The organism is Dethiothermospora halolimnae (genome assembly GCF_037577855.1).
GTDB lineage: Bacteria > Bacillota > Clostridia > Tissierellales > VENL01 > Dethiothermospora > Dethiothermospora halolimnae.
The window spans coordinates 1-16,223 of the sequence record NZ_JBAKFX010000050.1 but is presented as its reverse complement, the minus strand read 5'-3'; the positions used below and the strand labels follow the sequence as shown (position 1 = coordinate 16,223).

General features: G+C 30.7%; 18 protein-coding genes. 2 read left to right on the top strand and 16 right to left on the bottom strand.

Translation table 11 applies throughout. The annotated features are described in order from the left end of the window. Positions 1–98: 98 nt before the first annotated feature. Entirely contained in the window at positions 99–911 is an 813-nt protein-coding gene (gene larE / locus V6137_RS16240) for an ATP-dependent sacrificial sulfur transferase LarE (protein ID WP_425449012.1), read from the bottom strand. Between the two features lie 19 nt (positions 912–930). Continuing rightward, on the bottom strand, positions 931–1,371 hold the full coding sequence (locus V6137_RS16235; RefSeq protein ID WP_425449011.1) for a SoxR reducing system RseC family protein: 441 nt from the start codon (positions 1,369–1,371) through the stop codon (positions 931–933). Positions 1,372–1,676: 305 nt separating this feature from the next. On the opposite strand from V6137_RS16235, the gene V6137_RS16230 reads away from it, so the two are divergent. Further along, positions 1,677–1,811: a hypothetical protein gene (locus V6137_RS16230; protein WP_425449010.1), complete on the top strand. Its 135-nt coding sequence runs from the start codon at positions 1,677–1,679 to the stop codon at positions 1,809–1,811. 57 nt (positions 1,812–1,868) lie between these two features. On the opposite strand, the gene V6137_RS16225 is transcribed toward V6137_RS16230, so the two are convergent. From V6137_RS16225 to V6137_RS16190, 8 genes are all read right to left on the bottom strand, one after another. Continuing rightward, complete coding sequence (locus tag V6137_RS16225) at positions 1,869–3,218, bottom strand: sigma-54-dependent transcriptional regulator (RefSeq protein ID WP_425449009.1); 1,350 nt, start codon at positions 3,216–3,218, stop codon at positions 1,869–1,871. After that, positions 3,193–4,632 (bottom strand): two-component system sensor histidine kinase NtrB, encoded by a 1,440-nt coding sequence (locus V6137_RS16220; protein WP_425449008.1) that lies wholly within the window; start codon positions 4,630–4,632, stop codon positions 3,193–3,195. Before V6137_RS16220 ends, V6137_RS16225 begins: the two co-directional genes overlap by 26 nt. A 96-nt stretch (positions 4,633–4,728) precedes the next feature. Further along, positions 4,729–5,001: an SHOCT domain-containing protein gene (locus V6137_RS16215; protein WP_425449007.1), complete on the bottom strand. Its 273-nt coding sequence runs from the start codon at positions 4,999–5,001 to the stop codon at positions 4,729–4,731. An 18-nt stretch (positions 5,002–5,019) separates the two neighbouring features. Further along, entirely contained in the window at positions 5,020–5,250 is a 231-nt protein-coding gene (locus V6137_RS16210; protein WP_425449006.1) for an SHOCT domain-containing protein, read from the bottom strand. 312 nt (positions 5,251–5,562) lie between these two features. Beyond that, entirely contained in the window at positions 5,563–6,474 is a 912-nt protein-coding gene (gene cysK / locus V6137_RS16205) for a cysteine synthase A (protein WP_425449005.1), read from the bottom strand. A gap of 22 nt (positions 6,475–6,496) precedes the next feature. Beyond that, complete coding sequence (locus tag V6137_RS16200; protein WP_425449004.1) at positions 6,497–7,471, bottom strand: ABC transporter substrate-binding protein; 975 nt, start codon at positions 7,469–7,471, stop codon at positions 6,497–6,499. A 16-nt stretch (positions 7,472–7,487) separates the two neighbouring features. Then, a complete protein-coding gene (locus V6137_RS16195; protein ID WP_425449003.1) occupies positions 7,488–8,231 on the bottom strand; it encodes an ABC transporter permease in 744 nt (247 codons plus the stop codon). Then, complete coding sequence (locus V6137_RS16190) at positions 8,176–9,000, bottom strand: ABC transporter ATP-binding protein (protein WP_425449002.1); 825 nt, start codon at positions 8,998–9,000, stop codon at positions 8,176–8,178. Before V6137_RS16190 ends, V6137_RS16195 begins: the two co-directional genes overlap by 56 nt. Positions 9,001–9,213: 213 nt before the next feature. Between V6137_RS16190 and V6137_RS16185 the strand changes: the two genes are divergently transcribed. Next, positions 9,214–9,420, top strand: coding sequence for a hypothetical protein (locus V6137_RS16185; RefSeq protein WP_425449001.1), 207 nt, complete (start codon positions 9,214–9,216; stop codon positions 9,418–9,420). Between the two features lie 122 nt (positions 9,421–9,542). On the opposite strand, the gene V6137_RS16180 is transcribed toward V6137_RS16185, so the two are convergent. The 6 genes from V6137_RS16180 to V6137_RS16155 form a co-directional block, all read right to left on the bottom strand. After that, on the bottom strand, positions 9,543–11,234 hold the full coding sequence (locus V6137_RS16180; RefSeq protein WP_425449000.1) for a sensor domain-containing diguanylate cyclase: 1,692 nt from the start codon (positions 11,232–11,234) through the stop codon (positions 9,543–9,545). A gap of 165 nt (positions 11,235–11,399) precedes the next feature. Further along, positions 11,400–11,657 carry a CD3324 family protein gene (locus V6137_RS16175; protein ID WP_425448999.1) on the bottom strand — a complete coding sequence of 86 codons (258 nt, stop codon included), beginning with the start codon at positions 11,655–11,657 and terminating at the stop codon, positions 11,400–11,402. 17 nt (positions 11,658–11,674) lie between these two features. Next, on the bottom strand, positions 11,675–12,718 hold the full coding sequence (locus V6137_RS16170; protein ID WP_425448998.1) for a hypothetical protein: 1,044 nt from the start codon (positions 12,716–12,718) through the stop codon (positions 11,675–11,677). A gap of 134 nt (positions 12,719–12,852) precedes the next feature. Then, entirely contained in the window at positions 12,853–13,590 is a 738-nt protein-coding gene (locus V6137_RS16165; RefSeq protein ID WP_425448997.1) for a DUF169 domain-containing protein, read from the bottom strand. A gap of 152 nt (positions 13,591–13,742) precedes the next feature. Continuing rightward, a complete protein-coding gene (locus V6137_RS16160) occupies positions 13,743–14,891 on the bottom strand; it encodes an amidohydrolase family protein (RefSeq protein WP_425448996.1) in 1,149 nt (382 codons plus the stop codon). A gap of 184 nt (positions 14,892–15,075) precedes the next feature. Continuing rightward, positions 15,076–16,005: a gluzincin family metallopeptidase gene (locus tag V6137_RS16155; protein ID WP_425448995.1), complete on the bottom strand. Its 930-nt coding sequence runs from the start codon at positions 16,003–16,005 to the stop codon at positions 15,076–15,078. Between the last annotated feature and the right edge of the window lie 218 nt (positions 16,006–16,223).

Below are 16,223 nucleotides of genomic sequence, written 5' to 3'. Positions count from 1 at the left end.
TAAAGCAAACTAGAATCTAGATCTATATTGCAATAAGTCAGGAAGTTACACTTCCCCAATAACTAATAAAAAACAATGGGGTTCCCCATTGTTTTTTATTAATTATTATTACTTAGAACTTCATTCATGCTTCCCATCCTATAGCCGGTTAAATCCATGGTAACATAAGTAAATCCAATCTTCTTTAGTTTATCTGATAAATCATCCATAATATCTATACTAAAGAATTTATGTCTTTCATTAGGATGAACTTCAATTCTAGCTATATCACCGTGATATCTTACCCTAAACTGCTTAAAGCCTAATTTTATCAGATAATCCTCAGCAGCTTCTACCATATTAAGCTTGTTAGGATTTATCTCTTCCCCATAGGGAAATCTCGACGAAAGGCAGGCAAAGGCAGGCTTGTCCCAAGTAGGCAGTCCCATATCTTTTGATAATAGTCTTATATCTGATTTAGTTAACTCTGCTTCTTTTAAGGGACTCCTAACCATAAGTTCCTTTGCAGCCTCCATACCTGGTCTGAAATCCCCTATATCGTCAAAATTTGAACCGTCTAATACATACTTTATACCTTTTTCCTTTGCCACCTCTTTGACCTTAGTAAACAATTCATACTTACAAAAGTAACATCTATTAGGTGGATTTTTAGAGAAACCCTCTATATCCGTTTCTTCCGATTCAATAATAATATGTTCTATCCCTATTTCCTTTGTAAATTTACAAGCCTCTTTAAACTCCCTCTGGGGATATGTAGACGAAGTGGCTGTTACAGCTATTGCCTTGTCTCCTAAAACCTCTTTACATACTTTAATTAAAAAAGTACTATCAACTCCCCCAGAAAAGGCAATCGCAACACTTTCCAACCCTTCTATTATCTCAGCTAATTCATTATATTTCTCTTTTATCATACTATACCTCCAGTAAATTCTATAATAGTTCGTTTATATTCAAAATTTTTATCATACGGAACTTAAAGTCCTCTTTACTACTTAGTTTCTTATCAGCCATTCTTATAATGAAAAAGGAAACAGTTAAGGCTATTCCCCCTAAAAGTAATCCTCCCAATTCTTTATTAATATCTGTCACACTCCCGAAAATATAACTTCCCATTACTATTCCTAATATGGTCATAAACAGGGGTATACCATATGCTACAAATGTAGATTTCATGACTTGGCTTGTTTCCATATCTATTTCGACAAAGTCTCCTGAATGAGCTTTAATACTGTTTTTTATTTTCACTCTAGTCTTAGGTGCATCACAATTACCTCCGCAACTGCCACACTTATCTCCACAAGCAGATACCCTTCTAATTTCCACATCAGCATATCCATCATTTGTATTTATTACAAAACCCACTTGATCCATGTATGTACCTCCTTTCATTCCACAATAAATATTGATGCAATCATCATGCCACATTGATTAAATTTATAGATTTGATAGTTAAAAGAACTTCAAATTCCCTTGAAGATTTTATTTTTTCCCATCTAAGTATTTATGCACCTTTTCCCTTACCTTTATAATACTACAAATAGTATATTGTCTTTTATTATCTGTGTATCTTTTACCACAATATTAAAATATATTTGTTTTATATAACACACTTTTCCCCCTTAAAGAATATACTTATAGTGTAACAGTTAATTAATATCAAAAGGAGGTTTTAACTTATGGGCTACGGTGGAGCTGGTGGCTTTGGAGGAGGAGGCTTCTTTTTCTTCTTCATAATAATATTATTCTGTTTACCACTATTTGGTTTTGGTGGATTCTTTGCTTTAGATGAAGGAAATAAAGTTGCGGAATAGTTTATACCTAAAATAATAAAAACAATGGGGCACCCCATTGTTTTTATTATTTTATATTTATTTTTCTATATTATACTTATCCATTCTATAAAGCAAAGTATATCTTGTGATATCAAGTAATTTAGCCGCTTTAGTTTGGTTATAGTCAGCCTTTTTAAGAGCCTGTTTTATCAAGCTTTTTTCAACTTTTTCAAGGGATATCCCGTCTTCCGGCAAACTGAAATAATCCCTCTTCCATTCCTTTTTCTTTATATCGTCAGGTAGATCTTCCCCTTTTATTTCATTATTAGATGATAATATTACACAACGTTCAATTACATTTTGTAATTCCCTAACATTACCCTTCCATTGATAATTACATAACTTATTTAGAGCTTCCTTGTCTATAATAACTCTCCCTTTGCCCATTTGTGATGAGTATTTATCTAAGAAATGGGTAACTAACAATGGAATATCTTCCTTTCTTTCCCTTAATGGAGGAATCTCAATAGGAATTACATTTAACCTATAATATAAATCTTCTCTAAATTCACCCTTTTCTATCCTCTCTTTTAAATTTCTATTAGTTGCCGTTATAATCCTTGTGTCTACTTTTATAGTTTTATTTCCACCAAGCCTTTCAAATTCTTTTTCCTGTAAAACCCTAAGTAGTTTCACCTGTATGGAAGGACTTATTTCACCTACTTCATCAAGGAAAATAGTCCCCCCTTGGGCCATATCAAATTTACCAAGTTTATTGGATACAGCCCCTGTAAATGCCCCCTTTTCATATCCAAACAACTCACTTTCTAATAGATTTTCTGGTAGAGCACCACAATTTATTTTTACAAATGGCCCCTCTTTTCTTGCACTATTTTTATGGATAGCATCGGCTACTAATTCTTTTCCTGTTCCACTTTCCCCTAAGATTAAAACGGTGGCATCAGTTGGAGCTACTTTCTCTATAATTTCCATTACTTCTTCCATCTTTATTCCTTTATATATAATATCTCTATTGTTTTCTTTTAATTTCTCTTTTAAATATGTCACCTCATCATTTAATGATTTATAATTAATAGCTTTTTCAATAAGTATTTTTAATTCCTCTATGTCAAATGGTTTTGAGATATAGTCATATGCCCCTAATTTCATAGCTTTAACCGCAGTCTTAGCACTGCCGTGGGCTGTTATCATTATCACCGGTGTTTCATTATTATGCTCTTTAATTCTCTTTAATACTTCTATCCCATCTAACTTTGGCATTTTTAAATCTAATAAAACTATGTCTGGAATTTCATCTATGAACTTATCTACAGCTTCTTGACCATCTGAAGCTGTTATAACATTAAAATTTTTCTTTTTAAAGGCTTTCTTAAGAGCCCATATCATATTTTTTTCATCATCAGCTATTAATATTGTCTTTTTCATCTTTATCACCACCACTTTCATTTATAGGCAAGTATACATCTACAACAGTTCCGTTCCCAACAACACTATCTATTGCTATGTACCCCCTATGGTCTCCTATTATCCTGTTTACTATTGAAAGTCCTAATCCTGTCCCTTCTTCTTTAGTTGTATAAAATGGATTAAATATTTTCTTTAAATTATCTTTAGATATCCCATTACCGGTATCTTTTATCTTAATATTAACCCATTCTCCCTCTTTTAGTAGGGATATAACTATTGTTCCTTCATATACTATGGCCTGTACTGCATTTAATATTATATTTATAAATACTTGTTTTAGCTGTTCCTTGTCTCCTTTTATAGTTATACTATCATATATATTGGTATTTATATTTACATCTTGCTTTTTAGCATATTTATTTATTATAACTATAACTTCTTCTAATAAATTTTTTATATTTACTTTTTCTTTATTGATTTCTTTGGGCTTTGCATAATTTAGTAAACTCTTTACAACCTTATTTGCTCTATCTATCTCACTTTCTATTATTTCTAAACCTTCTTTTATTTCATAATCATCGATATCTTCTTTTATAACTTGACTTGTGGTTTTTATAATTCCCAGGGGATTTCTTATTTCATGGGCAACTCCCGATGCCAATTCTCCTACAGTAGCTAATCTATCCGCCCTAATAGCTTGGGCTTCAAAGTTTTTTTCCTTGGACTTATCCTGTATAACTAATACTATTCCTTCAAATCTATCCAATATATCAAATAAAGGAAAGAAATTCACAGTCAAATATAGTTTTTCATCATTGATTTCTATTTCTGTATTTATATCCTTAAATGATGATTTCTGGACCTTTACTTGATTTAATATATCAAGTATCTTACTATCCTTTAATATATCAGTTATTTTAATATTCTCTCTGTGGGAACATATATTAAACATACTTTTTCCATTTCTATTTACAGAAGTTATATTAAAATCCTTATCTATAGATATAACTGCACCGTCTATACTATCCACTACATTTTCAGTATAATTTTGTAAATTTGTTATCTCTCCAATTTTTTTCTCTAGAAGTTTTTCCTTTTTATAATGTAAGTCCACCAATTTTCCTGTAATAATACCTATAGTAATAAATAATATTATTTCAAAATATTGATTTAGTGATGTAATATTTATCCCTCTAATATATAGTATAAGATGGGGAGCATATAGTATACTAACTGCTACCGATGTAATAATTCCTCCCTTTAGCCTGTATCTAAATGCTGCCAATATGATAGGTATATAGTATAACCTTCTATAAAAAATATGAAGTTCCCACTTAGACATAATGGTTGAATAGTGGAGAAGAGTTATAACAATTATCATGATTATAATAGTCATAAGTTCTTTATATTTATTTTTATTTTCATATCCCATATTAAGCTCCTTATTATCTCTATTTATAAAACCATTATAACATATACTAAATCATAGAAATAACCATTCCATATAAAAATGAAATGGCCATCAACCTTAAGAATCCAATACTTTTAATTTTCTTTCATACTCTTCATCACTTATTTCTCCCAGTACATATCTTTCCTTTAAAACTTCAACTGCTTTTTTTGATGTATAGTAGTTATCAGTTTTATATCTATCCTTTTTAACTAATTTCACTATTAAAACTATTGCCACAATGGCTAAAGCCAGTTTAAGTAACCCTATCCCTAACATCCACCACCAACTATTTCCTCCTAAATAGCCATATCCAAACATATGATCCATCATATTAAATCCATGGTGCATAAATTATTCCTCCTTTTGTTAATCTCTTAGATTTCTTTTCTTTCTCTCATATTCCTCATCACTAATTTCTCCCTTTGCATATCTTTCTTTCAATAATTCAAGGGATCTATCACTACTTCTATAGCTACTTGTAGAATGACTATTGGGTCTAACTACTAAATAGATTATTAATCCGATTATTAATAATCCAAATATTCCTCCCCCATGAACATTCCATGTCCCATCATAATACATTCTCCTTTCCTTCATCTAGGTTAAACTTAGTAATCTTTGTAGTTATTATTATAATTAGTAATTATGAAGGAAATATGAAGTTTTATTTTTTTAATAAAAATAAGGACCAAAACATCGGTCCCTATTTTTAATGGTATTAAGCTTTTAATATCCTCCGTAAAGAGGTATGAATATTACAATTAATAACAAGAAGAAAAATAGTAATTCGTCTCCTCCTTCACCATATCCGTAGCCCATATTCAAGCCCTCCTTTTAAGTAGTAGATATTTATCATCTTAATACACTATATGTTTTTATTCTAAATTCTGTGAATAAATAATTTAATTTTTATATAATATCCATACTTAAATATCTTTCACCTGTATCTGGGGCTATTGCCAATACCTTTTTTCCAGGACCTAGTTTTTCTGCTATTTTTAATGCTACGTATGTTGATGCCCCCGATGATATACCACAAAGCACGCCTTCTTTCTGTGCCAACAGTTTGGTTGTATTTATGGCATCTTTGTCACTTATATGAATTATATCATCAAATATATCCCTATCCAAAGTACTGGGAATAAATCCTGGACCAGTTCCTACTATCTTATGGGGTCCCGGTTCTCCTCCAGCTATGACCCGGGAGTTCTCGGATTCAACCACATATATCTTTAAACTTGGAATATGCTTCTTAAGAATTTCACCTGTACCACTTATGGTACCTCCTGTTCCTGCAGTTGCAACAAAGGCATCTAAACTATTCTCCATATCATCTAATATTTCAAGGGCCGTTGTCTTTTTATGAACATCGGGATTAGACATATTGTTAAATTGATCTGGCATGAAACTATTAGGTATTTTGTTTAATAATTCCTTTGCCTTTTCAATGGAACCAGACATTAATTTTTCTCCCGGTGTTAAAATAACCTCTGCGCCATAGGCTTTAAGCAGATTTACTCTCTCTGTTGTGGCTGTTTCAGGCATTATTATAATAGACTTATACCCCTTTGCCGATGCCGCCATAGCTAATCCTATGCCGGTATTTCCAGAACTTGGTTCAATTATTGTGGCCCCTGGTTTTATTAGACCCTGCTTTTCAGCTTCTAATATCATATTTAATGCCGCCCTATCCTTAACAGATTTACTGGGATTAAGGTTTTCTAGCTTTAAAAAAACATCTGCTGAGTTCTTAGATACTATTGAATTTAGTTTCAATATAGGTGTATTACCTATCAATTCAGTTATATTATTAAATATCATTTTATCACCCCTTAATCTTCTATTACTCTAAATTATCCCAAAATAGTTCTGATAAATCTGAGCTACCTTCTATAAAACCTAACTCCTTTGATAAATCTGCGAATTCTTGCAAGATATTTTTATCCACCGTAGAATCAAAGGTTACTCTAGCTAATGAATTCTTGATTATTCCTTTATCGATTTCTTGATTAGTAATTTCCTTTATTTGTTTTCCTATTATATCTATAGTCTCTTCCCTATTATTATTGATGAAATCAATTGATTTCCCATGGGCATTTAAAAAGCTTTCTAAAGCTTTAGAATTTGAGTCTACAAAATCCTTACTTGCCACAAGAACCGTTGCCGGTAACTTTCCTTCCCATGGAACCTCATTTGCCTCTTTAATAACCTTTACAATTCCCTCTGATTCCATCATAGATGCCCAAGGTTCCGATACAACTGCTGCATCTATTTGTTTTTGTTGAAATAATCCAATCATAGTTGCTGGCTTTTGAGGTATCCTTTTAACCTTACCTCCATTTTCTTCTGTTGCCATTCCATTTTCCTTAAGCATTTTTCTAAAAAGTAAATCATGGGTACAACCTGTAGATGGTGTAGCTACAACCTTTCCTTCTAAATCCTTTATACTATTTATATCAGCATCCTTTCTAGCTATTAAAACATTTTCTCCCTTACTACTATTTCCAATTAAAACCACTTCTCCCCCTTGTAGATATCTATTCAGAGCTGGTCCCGGTCCAACATAACCTAAGTCTATTTGGCCTGTGGATAAAGCATCCATAAATAATGAACCATTTGGAAAATTCATAGTTTCTATACTATTATCTTTAAGCTCATCTTCTATAAATCCTTTTTCAATACCAACCATTGCCGGTCCATGGGATAGATTTGGAAAATATCCGATACTTATTTCATTATCATCACTCTCATCACTACCGCAAGCTACTGTAATAAATAATAAAGATATAACTAACATTGCTAAAATAATTTTTTTCATTTTATAATTCCTCCCTTTATTTCGATAGTCCCCATTTTTCAAAAACCCTATTTTCAGCTTTTTTAAAAACTAGGTTATCAGTTATAAGTCCTGTTAATGCAATTATAATCATTACCGATAATACAGTGGTCATATTACCCATATCTCTTCCCCACATTAATATTTGTCCAAGACCTCTACCGGTTCCTAAAATCTCCGCCGCCATTAAAGCCCTCCAACAAAATGCCCAAGCCAACCTCATTCCAGTTATTATGTAGGGTATGGAGGCCGGTAATATTATATTTGTAAATAAGCTGATTCCTTTATAACCTAGATTTTTACCACACCTTATTAATACTGGATCAACATTTTTTATCCCGGTGGATGAGTTTATTATCATATTCCATATTCCACCTATTACTACAACAAAGATAATAGCCTGCTCCCCCATTTTAAACCAAAGTAATGCTAGGGGTAACCAAACTACACTTGGTACCGATTGAAATGATAATATCAATGTTCCAAATGTATCATCTAAGGTTTTATTTGTTACCAAAATAATACCTACTATAGTACCCAAGATTACAGCAATAAAGTAACCTATCAATAATCTTTTAATACTAAACAATAGTGCAATAGAATATGTTCCATCTAAAAATCCATCCTTTAAAGTTTTAAATACATCAAATGGTGATGGAAACATAAACTCAGGCCAAATTTGTAATCTATATACCACCTCCCATAGTATTATTGCTATCATTAGAAAACCTATCCTTTTCAAATTTGTAACCATCACCTAACTCCTCTCTTGCAACCTTTTCTATCTCTTTTTTCAACTTACTAAAAACTAATTTCTCCATATAATACAAGTCCTTATTAGTTGTATCCCTAGGATGGGGTATATCCACCTTAATATCATCAACTATAGATCCAGGTCTAGTTCCCATTATTACAACCCTATCGGAGAGCTTTACTGCCTCTCTAATATTATGGGTAACAAATATTATTGTGTTTTTAGTCTCAAGCCATATTTCCTGTAGTTCATTATGAAGTAACATTTTCGTTTGTTCATCTAGAGCAGAAAAAGGCTCGTCCATAAGTAATATCTTAGGCTCCATAACAATACTCCTTGCTATGGAAACCCTCTGTTTCATTCCCCCAGATAATTCATGGGGATATTTATCCCTAAATTTGTATAGATGAACCTTCCTAAGAACATCCTCTACTTTTCTTTTTATTTCTTTAGAATCTTTACAAACATTTTTAAGTCCAAAGCTTACATTATCATAAACACTTAGCCAAGGAAATAATGCTCCACTTTGAAAAACCATTATCCTATCGGTATCTGTCCCTTTAATTGTTTTTCCATCCAATAGAACTTGTCCACTACTGGCTGGATCTAATCCAGCTATTATATTAATTAATGTGGATTTACCACAACCAGAGGGGCCGATTAACGAAATGAACTCTCCTTTTTTAATATGTAGATTAATATTCTTTAAAACTTCCACTTCATCATAACTTTTATTTAAATCTAATATGTCTATCATATTATCCCCCTCTTTAATCCCGTGTATTCTTATCGGTTTTTGTGTGTTTGATTATTATCTTAATCTATTATTTTTATTTTGTCAATGGATAGTAGAAAAAAATACAGTTTTTTAATATTTTATTTTTTCTACAAATGTAACTTATTGCAACTAATAATTATTGACTTTATGAGAACACTAATAATGAACTAAATAAAAAGGAGTGATGTTTTTATGCCTTGGAAAAAAGGAAAAGTCACATTTGATGATGGTTCAACTTATAATGCAGATTTACTTGTAAAAGATAATGGTGAAGTATGGAATATGAAGGTTTATAAAGATGATGGTGTTGTTGAAGAGTTAGATGCTAGGGAATTTGCCAGTAGACTTGGTAAAAGTGCAGAATCAGTTTATCCTTTCACTTATACAATAGAAAGCTAAAAAGAGAAGCGGAGCTCCGCTTCTCTTTTTAGCTTTCTATTGGTTATCCCGCTGTTTGGGGATTCATAATCCCTCAACTTAACATACCCTGTTGTTGGGGGATTCGTAATCCCCCAACCCATTTACTTCTTTTTCTGTTTATTACTATACATCATTTTATCCGCATGATTTATAACCTCAGATATATCTTGACTACAATCATATACCTTATAACCTACACTGACACTAACATAATCATCTATAATATCGGTTTTCCCATTCCATTTATCTATATTACTTTTAATTCTATTTAAATATTTTTCTGCCACTTTTTCAGAGCCATTATATAATATAACTAAAAATTCATCTCCACCATATCTTATAACTTTGTCATTTGACCTAGATGAAGATTTAAGGATACCGCCAATCACTTTAAGAACTTCATCTCCCGTATTATGACCATAGTTATCATTTATATCTTTAAAATCATCCACATCTATTATAAACACTGCACACTGATTATTGCAACTACAGGTCTTCTTTAGCTTAGAGTCTACATAGTTATTAAAGTAATGTCTATTATAAAGCCCTGTTAACTGATCCTTTATAGCTATTTCCTCTAGATTATCTTTAACCTTCCTTAGTTCTTTGGTTCTCTCCCTTACTTTTTCCTCCATATTAGCATACATATCTTTAAGCTTCATTGCCATATTATTTATTTCTTTTCCTAATATTTGAAGTTCATCTTTAGTTTTTATATCCACTGATATATCGAAGGAACCTTCGCTAATATTAGTCACTGCTTTTACTAATTTTAATATGGGCTTGCTTAGATATCTAGATACCAGTATTCCAGAAAATATTAATATAATAAGAGATATAAACAACTGAAGGAAAAATACATTTCTAAATTTATACAGAGGTTTGGAATAATCCCTTTTGGCCACTTGTAAAAGCAATGTGAATTTGCTATCAAAACCCTTCAACTTAACAGGATACCAAGTTATTACATTATCATTTATATTAACTTGATTAAATTCATTAGAGTCTAATATTTTTTTATAAAGTTTAGGATAGTCTTCTTTTAAATTGTCTCCTGTATTTAAATTATTATTTGCTCCCCACCCTTTTTCACCAAATGAATTTAGTATATAGTGTCCATTCTTATCTATAATCATAAAGTTATCAAAATTATTATTAAGTCTCACATTTTCTATATCCCTTAAAATATATTTCACATCCACATCTAGGCTTACAAACCATCTACTATTATTTTCTAAATATATTGGAGCAGCTATCTTTACTGTAGGATTATATGGAGTCTTTGTAGAGTTATATTCCTCTTTCAAACTTATATCCCACATATATATTTTCTTTTTATCTAAATCCTTAATTTCACTAAAGTAATCCTTATCATTTTCCAATTTAAGATTATTTTCATCTATTATATTAATATCTCCATTATATCTTTGTACCTTTACCTTCTCATAACCATTAGCATCTATTAGTGCAATTTCTCTATATTGGACATTGTTATTAATGAAATCATAGTATATATTTTCAATGGAATTTAAGTTTTTTCTATCAAAGTCTTCTCTATCTAATTGTCCTTCTATTATATCCTTTATTAGATTAATGTCCTTCTCACCACTAATAAAGAACTTAGTTATCTTGCTATCAATGTTTCTAAAGAAAAAATCTATTTTTTCCAATTGATTGTTACTAATTTCACTTTTAGTATTATAAAAACCGAAACCTCCGACTATTATTAATGGTATTAATGATATAATTATAAACCAAAATATCAGCTTATTTCTTATGCTATTTTTTATCATAGGTTATCTCCTCATTAAGTAGTATATTTTATAATATTCAGTTTATTGTACAAGTATTACTACTTTTTAGATACCCTTATTTTACAGCATGAAACAGTGATGAAATAACGTCAACATAGGCTATAGATATCTATCTAAATATCCACAACCTATGTTGATATAAACCTATTTATATACTATCTTTCTAATGGTTTCAGTAGAAAGGTTATATTCCTCTGCTAATTCTTCTAAGGAAGTTTTGTGGTAAAACTTATTCCTTATTTCCTCATTTCTTTCTTTAAAGAACTTTCTTGCACCGGAACGTTCTCCCCACTTTCTACGTTTCTTTTCCTTGGGAATATAAAGGGTCTCTCCTTCAATATATTTTTGTACTTCTCTAAGTAGTTCATCGGGTAATATGTCGGATGCTTTTTTATATTTCATTGTACAACACCAAACTTCTATTTATTTTTCTTTAGAAAGTCTTCAACAGAACTATAAGCATCTATTACTACACCATGTTTCTCTATTATTGATACCATCTGTTTTTCTAAAGTTTCAGCTTTCTCACGATAATCTGTCATATCCTCTGAATTAAAGGCGCTAAGTAAATCCATTTCCTCAAGTCGAAACTCTTCCCTTACAATATCAAGTTCATATTGAAGAAAACATCCCCACATAAACCCTTCAACGGGATTATTGTTATCACAAAACTCATATATTCTTCTCCATGTATAACAAAGTTCTTGATACCAGCTTGCTAATTCATTAAAGTCTTTATTGTAGTCTTTTTTTTGTTTTTTTTCTTTCTTATCACTTAAAAATTGTCTTGTGCTGTAAATCATCTTGTAGCATAACTTCTTCAGTTCTTCGCTTGAACTTGCCTTAATGATTTCTTTATAAAGCTTAACAAAACCTTCTGGAAGGTTTTCCATATCTAATAAGTCTGAAAGCTGGTTACTAAATCCACTTTTAAAGTATGTTAGATTTACATTTGCTACAGCTATTGATAAATAATCCACTATATAACCTGAAGCTTTTCTCACCTTATAAAGGGTATCTTCAAACATCATGGTTTTATATAATTCCATGGCAATGTTTAATTTTTCAAGAGCTTTTTTAAACATAAATTCGGAATCTTGTAAATTTTCTTGTAATTTAGATTGTAATTCTAAAAAGTGTTGCTTATCATCTTCACTTCTATAATACAATATCTTACCTTCCCCTAGTGAAGAAATATTATCTTTATTTAGATTTGCAAGATCTTCTATACGATCCCAGGAGATTGGGAATAGGTCATATCCTATACCATCAATAATAAAGGTTTTCGCCAAATCATATCCCTTTTCTGTAGTAGGTATATAATAACTTAAAGAAAATTCATCTGCATCTTTCTCCAACTTATATGCACTATTTCCTATTAGTAATGCCACATCATCTTTATAATCCTTTTTAATCTTTTCTATAGCCCAATCAACTAGTTTTTCATTTACTGTTTTTTTCATAAATAAACTCCACCCTTCTCCTTTAATATACAATGCAGCTGCTTGCTTGTATATACATTATACCTTAGGTTATTATAGGAGTTCAATGTAGTGTTTTTTTCTAATAATTCTCTACCAAAATGTTTAAAGTGAATTTAAACTAACCTATTCTTAACTCCATTCCATGTTTTCGCTTGGAAAAAGCAGTCATTTGCATAACTTTCCATTCTTTTATACTGTTTATAGGACACAGTAAAGGCAAGTATATTGCCATCAAATAAGGGTCTAGCCCAAATGTCAGCGAGCCCAATGATTGCTCTAGGGTTATCTTTCTTCATTTCAGCTAATGGTAGTTTTACTATTGTGGAACAACCAGATGCCATGGGCATATAGGCTGTATCAGTTGACCCTGTGTCATAAGCATGGAGGGTTATTAAAGCCGATAATTGATCAGGATTCACTAAAAATGTAACTAAAGAAATATTATCTTCATCTGACCCTTCCAGTGGTTTAAATATGACATATTCATTATTCATTACCTCTTTTGGAAGTCCATCATAATAAGACTTAGCAACTTCAGGTGTCTTCTTAAGTTTTTCTCCCTCGGGAAAACCCTCTCCCCTACCACAGGAGAGAAAGTACTCTCTACCTCCTGGTATCTTTATATCATCAACAAATCCCATTCCCGCTTTCATGCCATTACACCCCGGTGTTTCTTTATTTAGATATACAGTTTCCCCTTTGGCTGCATCCCTTAGAGCCGATAATGAACATCCGTGGGATTCTTTAGAGGACTTAAGTTCCTTTACTTTTTCCGGCAATTCATCTGTAAATATAATCGCCACTGGATTATGTTGCAATTTTAATTCTTTTGATATTTTACTATTTAACATTTTGATTGACCCCCTTTTTATTGTATAAAAACTTTGTCAATTATATTTTATCAACTTATATTGTTTTAATCTATATTTCTTATACTATAAAAAGAGTCTAAGAATAGACCCTTTTTATAGTTAAGTTTTCCTCATATATAAGTTTTATTATATTAGTATTCAGCACTAAAAGGAGCATTATAATCAATACCTTCTTTAAGCAATTTGTTTAACTTTTCAAAATCTGGATGTCTTATCTCTCCATTATCTTTTTCAAAAAATACTTTTGTTAAGTCATTATCTAAAATATTTTCAATCTCTTCTTCAGTTAAGGGTAGGTATTTTTCTAAATACTCAAGATAACCCTTTGTAGTTTGATATTGATAGTCCGAACCAAATACTACATTATCTAATCCCCAGGCTCTCAACATCTCCACTATCTCTTTATGGTCTTTTTCAGATGTTATTTCCAAAGCTTCAGGCATATATTCTCGGTCTGTTACAACTATTCCTGATAAATCAAAAAAGATATTATTCTTTTTTAAGTTAGAGTTCGAATTATATTTTTTAATAAATGTGGAAAATACTTCTTTAGTTGACTTATCAAATCCACCCCAACCACCTAAATGGGCAATTTGTAACTTTAAATTTGGAGTTTTAGATATAATATCATTAATTAAAATCTCTGCATCTTTTTTCCCATATTCTGGACTTCTACTTTTATAGTGCAATAAAATTGGAATATCTCTTTCAGCACAATGGGAGAAAAGTTTTTTTATTTTTTTTAGATGCTCAGGTTTATTCAAGTCCACATCAGAGTTTGTAAAGTGTAACTTTAAACCTGATAATTTTAAAACATCATAGCATCTATCCACTTCTTTTATTGCATAATCTTTCAATGGGTTGACACTAAAAAAACCAATTAGTCTATCGGGATACTTAGACACTTCTATTGCAACATAATTATTTTCTTTTTTTACATCCTCATATTCATCGGTTCCTTCTGCACCCTTCATACCAAGAATATAGCTATTTGAAAGAACAAAAGCTCTATTTATATTAGCCTCATCTAATAAAGATATTATTGACTCCCCTGAAACTTCTTTTATCGGAGTACCAAAGTACTTGTCACTTCCAAGTATCTTTTTATGAAACTTAGAATATTCCTCACTCATAATATGAATATGATGATCAGTATAAGTAGTTTTATTTTCTATCTTATGGCTATCCCCACTACTTACTTTAGGATTGGTAAAAGCTACAGTAGACATGTACAAAAACATTACTAAACTTAAAACAATAATTTTTTTCACCTTTTTCATAATATCATCTCCTTTTTTTGTTATCTTGACTACACAAGTATACAATAATATTAATGCAAAAATTGTCTAAATATGGTTTAATGTCTATATTTTTTAGCATTATATTTTGCCTACTTTATTTTTGTAGCAAAATAAACATGAAAAAAAGTGAAACTTTTAACTCAATTATAATTTTAAGTATATTTTAGGTAATAAGTTTTTTTATTACTATATATTCCTTTGCATCATTGTATGTATATTCCATGTGAACTTTTTTATCGATTATTGGTGATGATAACTCATAGAAAGGAAGTCCATCTTTATATCTTAAAATTTGGGCCTTTTTTCTTAAATATTTATGAAATATAGGTAAACTCTCTTTAATAGCTGAAAACATTGCATCTAAAGAGCTTTTATCCATTTTAGCATTTATTAAAGTAGCATCTAATGGAGAATCATATCCCCTTAATTGAGAAACTGTTAATGATTGTCCTTTAACTACATTTAGTGCAGCCGCTACAGAATCTTCTATTTTTTTATAAGCATTGATTTCTGCTTTATAAGCTTTTTCCCTTTTTATAGGCTCTTTATCAAAGGCCAGCTTCCTGACAATTGATAAGGGTACCTTTTTCTCTTCATTATCTATGTTTATATCAAACATAAGGTTTGACACTAATGTATTACGAAGTTCTGACCATGCACCTGTCCCAGTATTAGTCAGCTTTGATATGACAACTTCTTCTTCTTCACTTAATGAGTATGTCCCTTTTCTTAAATTTTCTTTTATATAAAATTCATGTTCTTTTAAGTAGTCCGAGTTTTTAATTACATTATCTAAGTTATTAATTGAATATAACCATTTCTGAAATATAGTATTTGATTTAGTTAAATCCGACATTTTTGACCTGAGGGTTCCCATCAAATTTTTAGATTGTTTATTATTTGTATCCACAGATAAATTTAAAAGACAATAACCATATAACTTATGTGATGACTCTTCTATAGTGGATATTCCTTTTATATAGTTTTCCATTTTCTTCACAGGCTTGTCCTTAGTATCTAATTTTTTACTTGTCCAATTGTTCAAAGTGTCAATTTCTACAAATAATTTTCTTTTATCATCTTTTAAGTCCATAGAATCGAAAGAATCATAAATACTTTTTAAATAATATATTCACCCTTCTCAGACAAGTCTTTTAAGGTAGTTGCATTACAACCTGGATAGGTTATACTTAATTAGACAGTGAAAACTCGGACATGATATAATAAATAAAATTGAATTGGAGGATTATCATGTCTAATAAAGGTAAAAGGTATACTAAAGAATTTAAGAAGCAAATAGTTGAATTAATT

Excerpts from the sequence above, each read along its gene's own strand:
- larE (WP_425449012.1), bottom strand. The coding sequence starts at position 911 with ATGATAAAAGAGAAATATAATGAATTAGCTGAGATAATAGAAGGGTTG.
- V6137_RS16235 (WP_425449011.1), bottom strand. The coding sequence starts at position 1,371 with ATGGATCAAGTGGGTTTTGTAATAAATACAAATGATGGATATGCTGAT.
- V6137_RS16230 (WP_425449010.1), top strand. The coding sequence starts at position 1,677 with ATGGGCTACGGTGGAGCTGGTGGCTTTGGAGGAGGAGGCTTCTTTTTC.
- V6137_RS16225 (WP_425449009.1), bottom strand. The coding sequence starts at position 3,218 with ATGAAAAAGACAATATTAATAGCTGATGATGAAAAAAATATGATATGG.
- V6137_RS16220 (WP_425449008.1), bottom strand. The coding sequence starts at position 4,632 with ATGGGATATGAAAATAAAAATAAATATAAAGAACTTATGACTATTATA.
- V6137_RS16215 (WP_425449007.1), bottom strand. The coding sequence starts at position 5,001 with ATGCACCATGGATTTAATATGATGGATCATATGTTTGGATATGGCTAT.
- V6137_RS16210 (WP_425449006.1), bottom strand. The coding sequence starts at position 5,250 with ATGAAGGAAAGGAGAATGTATTATGATGGGACATGGAATGTTCATGGG.
- cysK (WP_425449005.1), bottom strand. The coding sequence starts at position 6,474 with ATGATATTTAATAATATAACTGAATTGATAGGTAATACACCTATATTG.
- V6137_RS16200 (WP_425449004.1), bottom strand. The coding sequence starts at position 7,471 with ATGAAAAAAATTATTTTAGCAATGTTAGTTATATCTTTATTATTTATT.
- V6137_RS16190 (WP_425449002.1), bottom strand. The coding sequence starts at position 9,000 with ATGATAGACATATTAGATTTAAATAAAAGTTATGATGAAGTGGAAGTT.
- V6137_RS16185 (WP_425449001.1), top strand. The coding sequence starts at position 9,214 with ATGCCTTGGAAAAAAGGAAAAGTCACATTTGATGATGGTTCAACTTAT.
- V6137_RS16180 (WP_425449000.1), bottom strand. The coding sequence starts at position 11,234 with ATGATAAAAAATAGCATAAGAAATAAGCTGATATTTTGGTTTATAATT.
- V6137_RS16175 (WP_425448999.1), bottom strand. The coding sequence starts at position 11,657 with ATGAAATATAAAAAAGCATCCGACATATTACCCGATGAACTACTTAGA.
- V6137_RS16170 (WP_425448998.1), bottom strand. The coding sequence starts at position 12,718 with ATGAAAAAAACAGTAAATGAAAAACTAGTTGATTGGGCTATAGAAAAG.
- V6137_RS16165 (WP_425448997.1), bottom strand. The coding sequence starts at position 13,590 with ATGTTAAATAGTAAAATATCAAAAGAATTAAAATTGCAACATAATCCA.
- V6137_RS16160 (WP_425448996.1), bottom strand. The coding sequence starts at position 14,891 with ATGAAAAAGGTGAAAAAAATTATTGTTTTAAGTTTAGTAATGTTTTTG.
- V6137_RS16155 (WP_425448995.1), bottom strand. The coding sequence starts at position 16,005 with ATGGACTTAAAAGATGATAAAAGAAAATTATTTGTAGAAATTGACACT.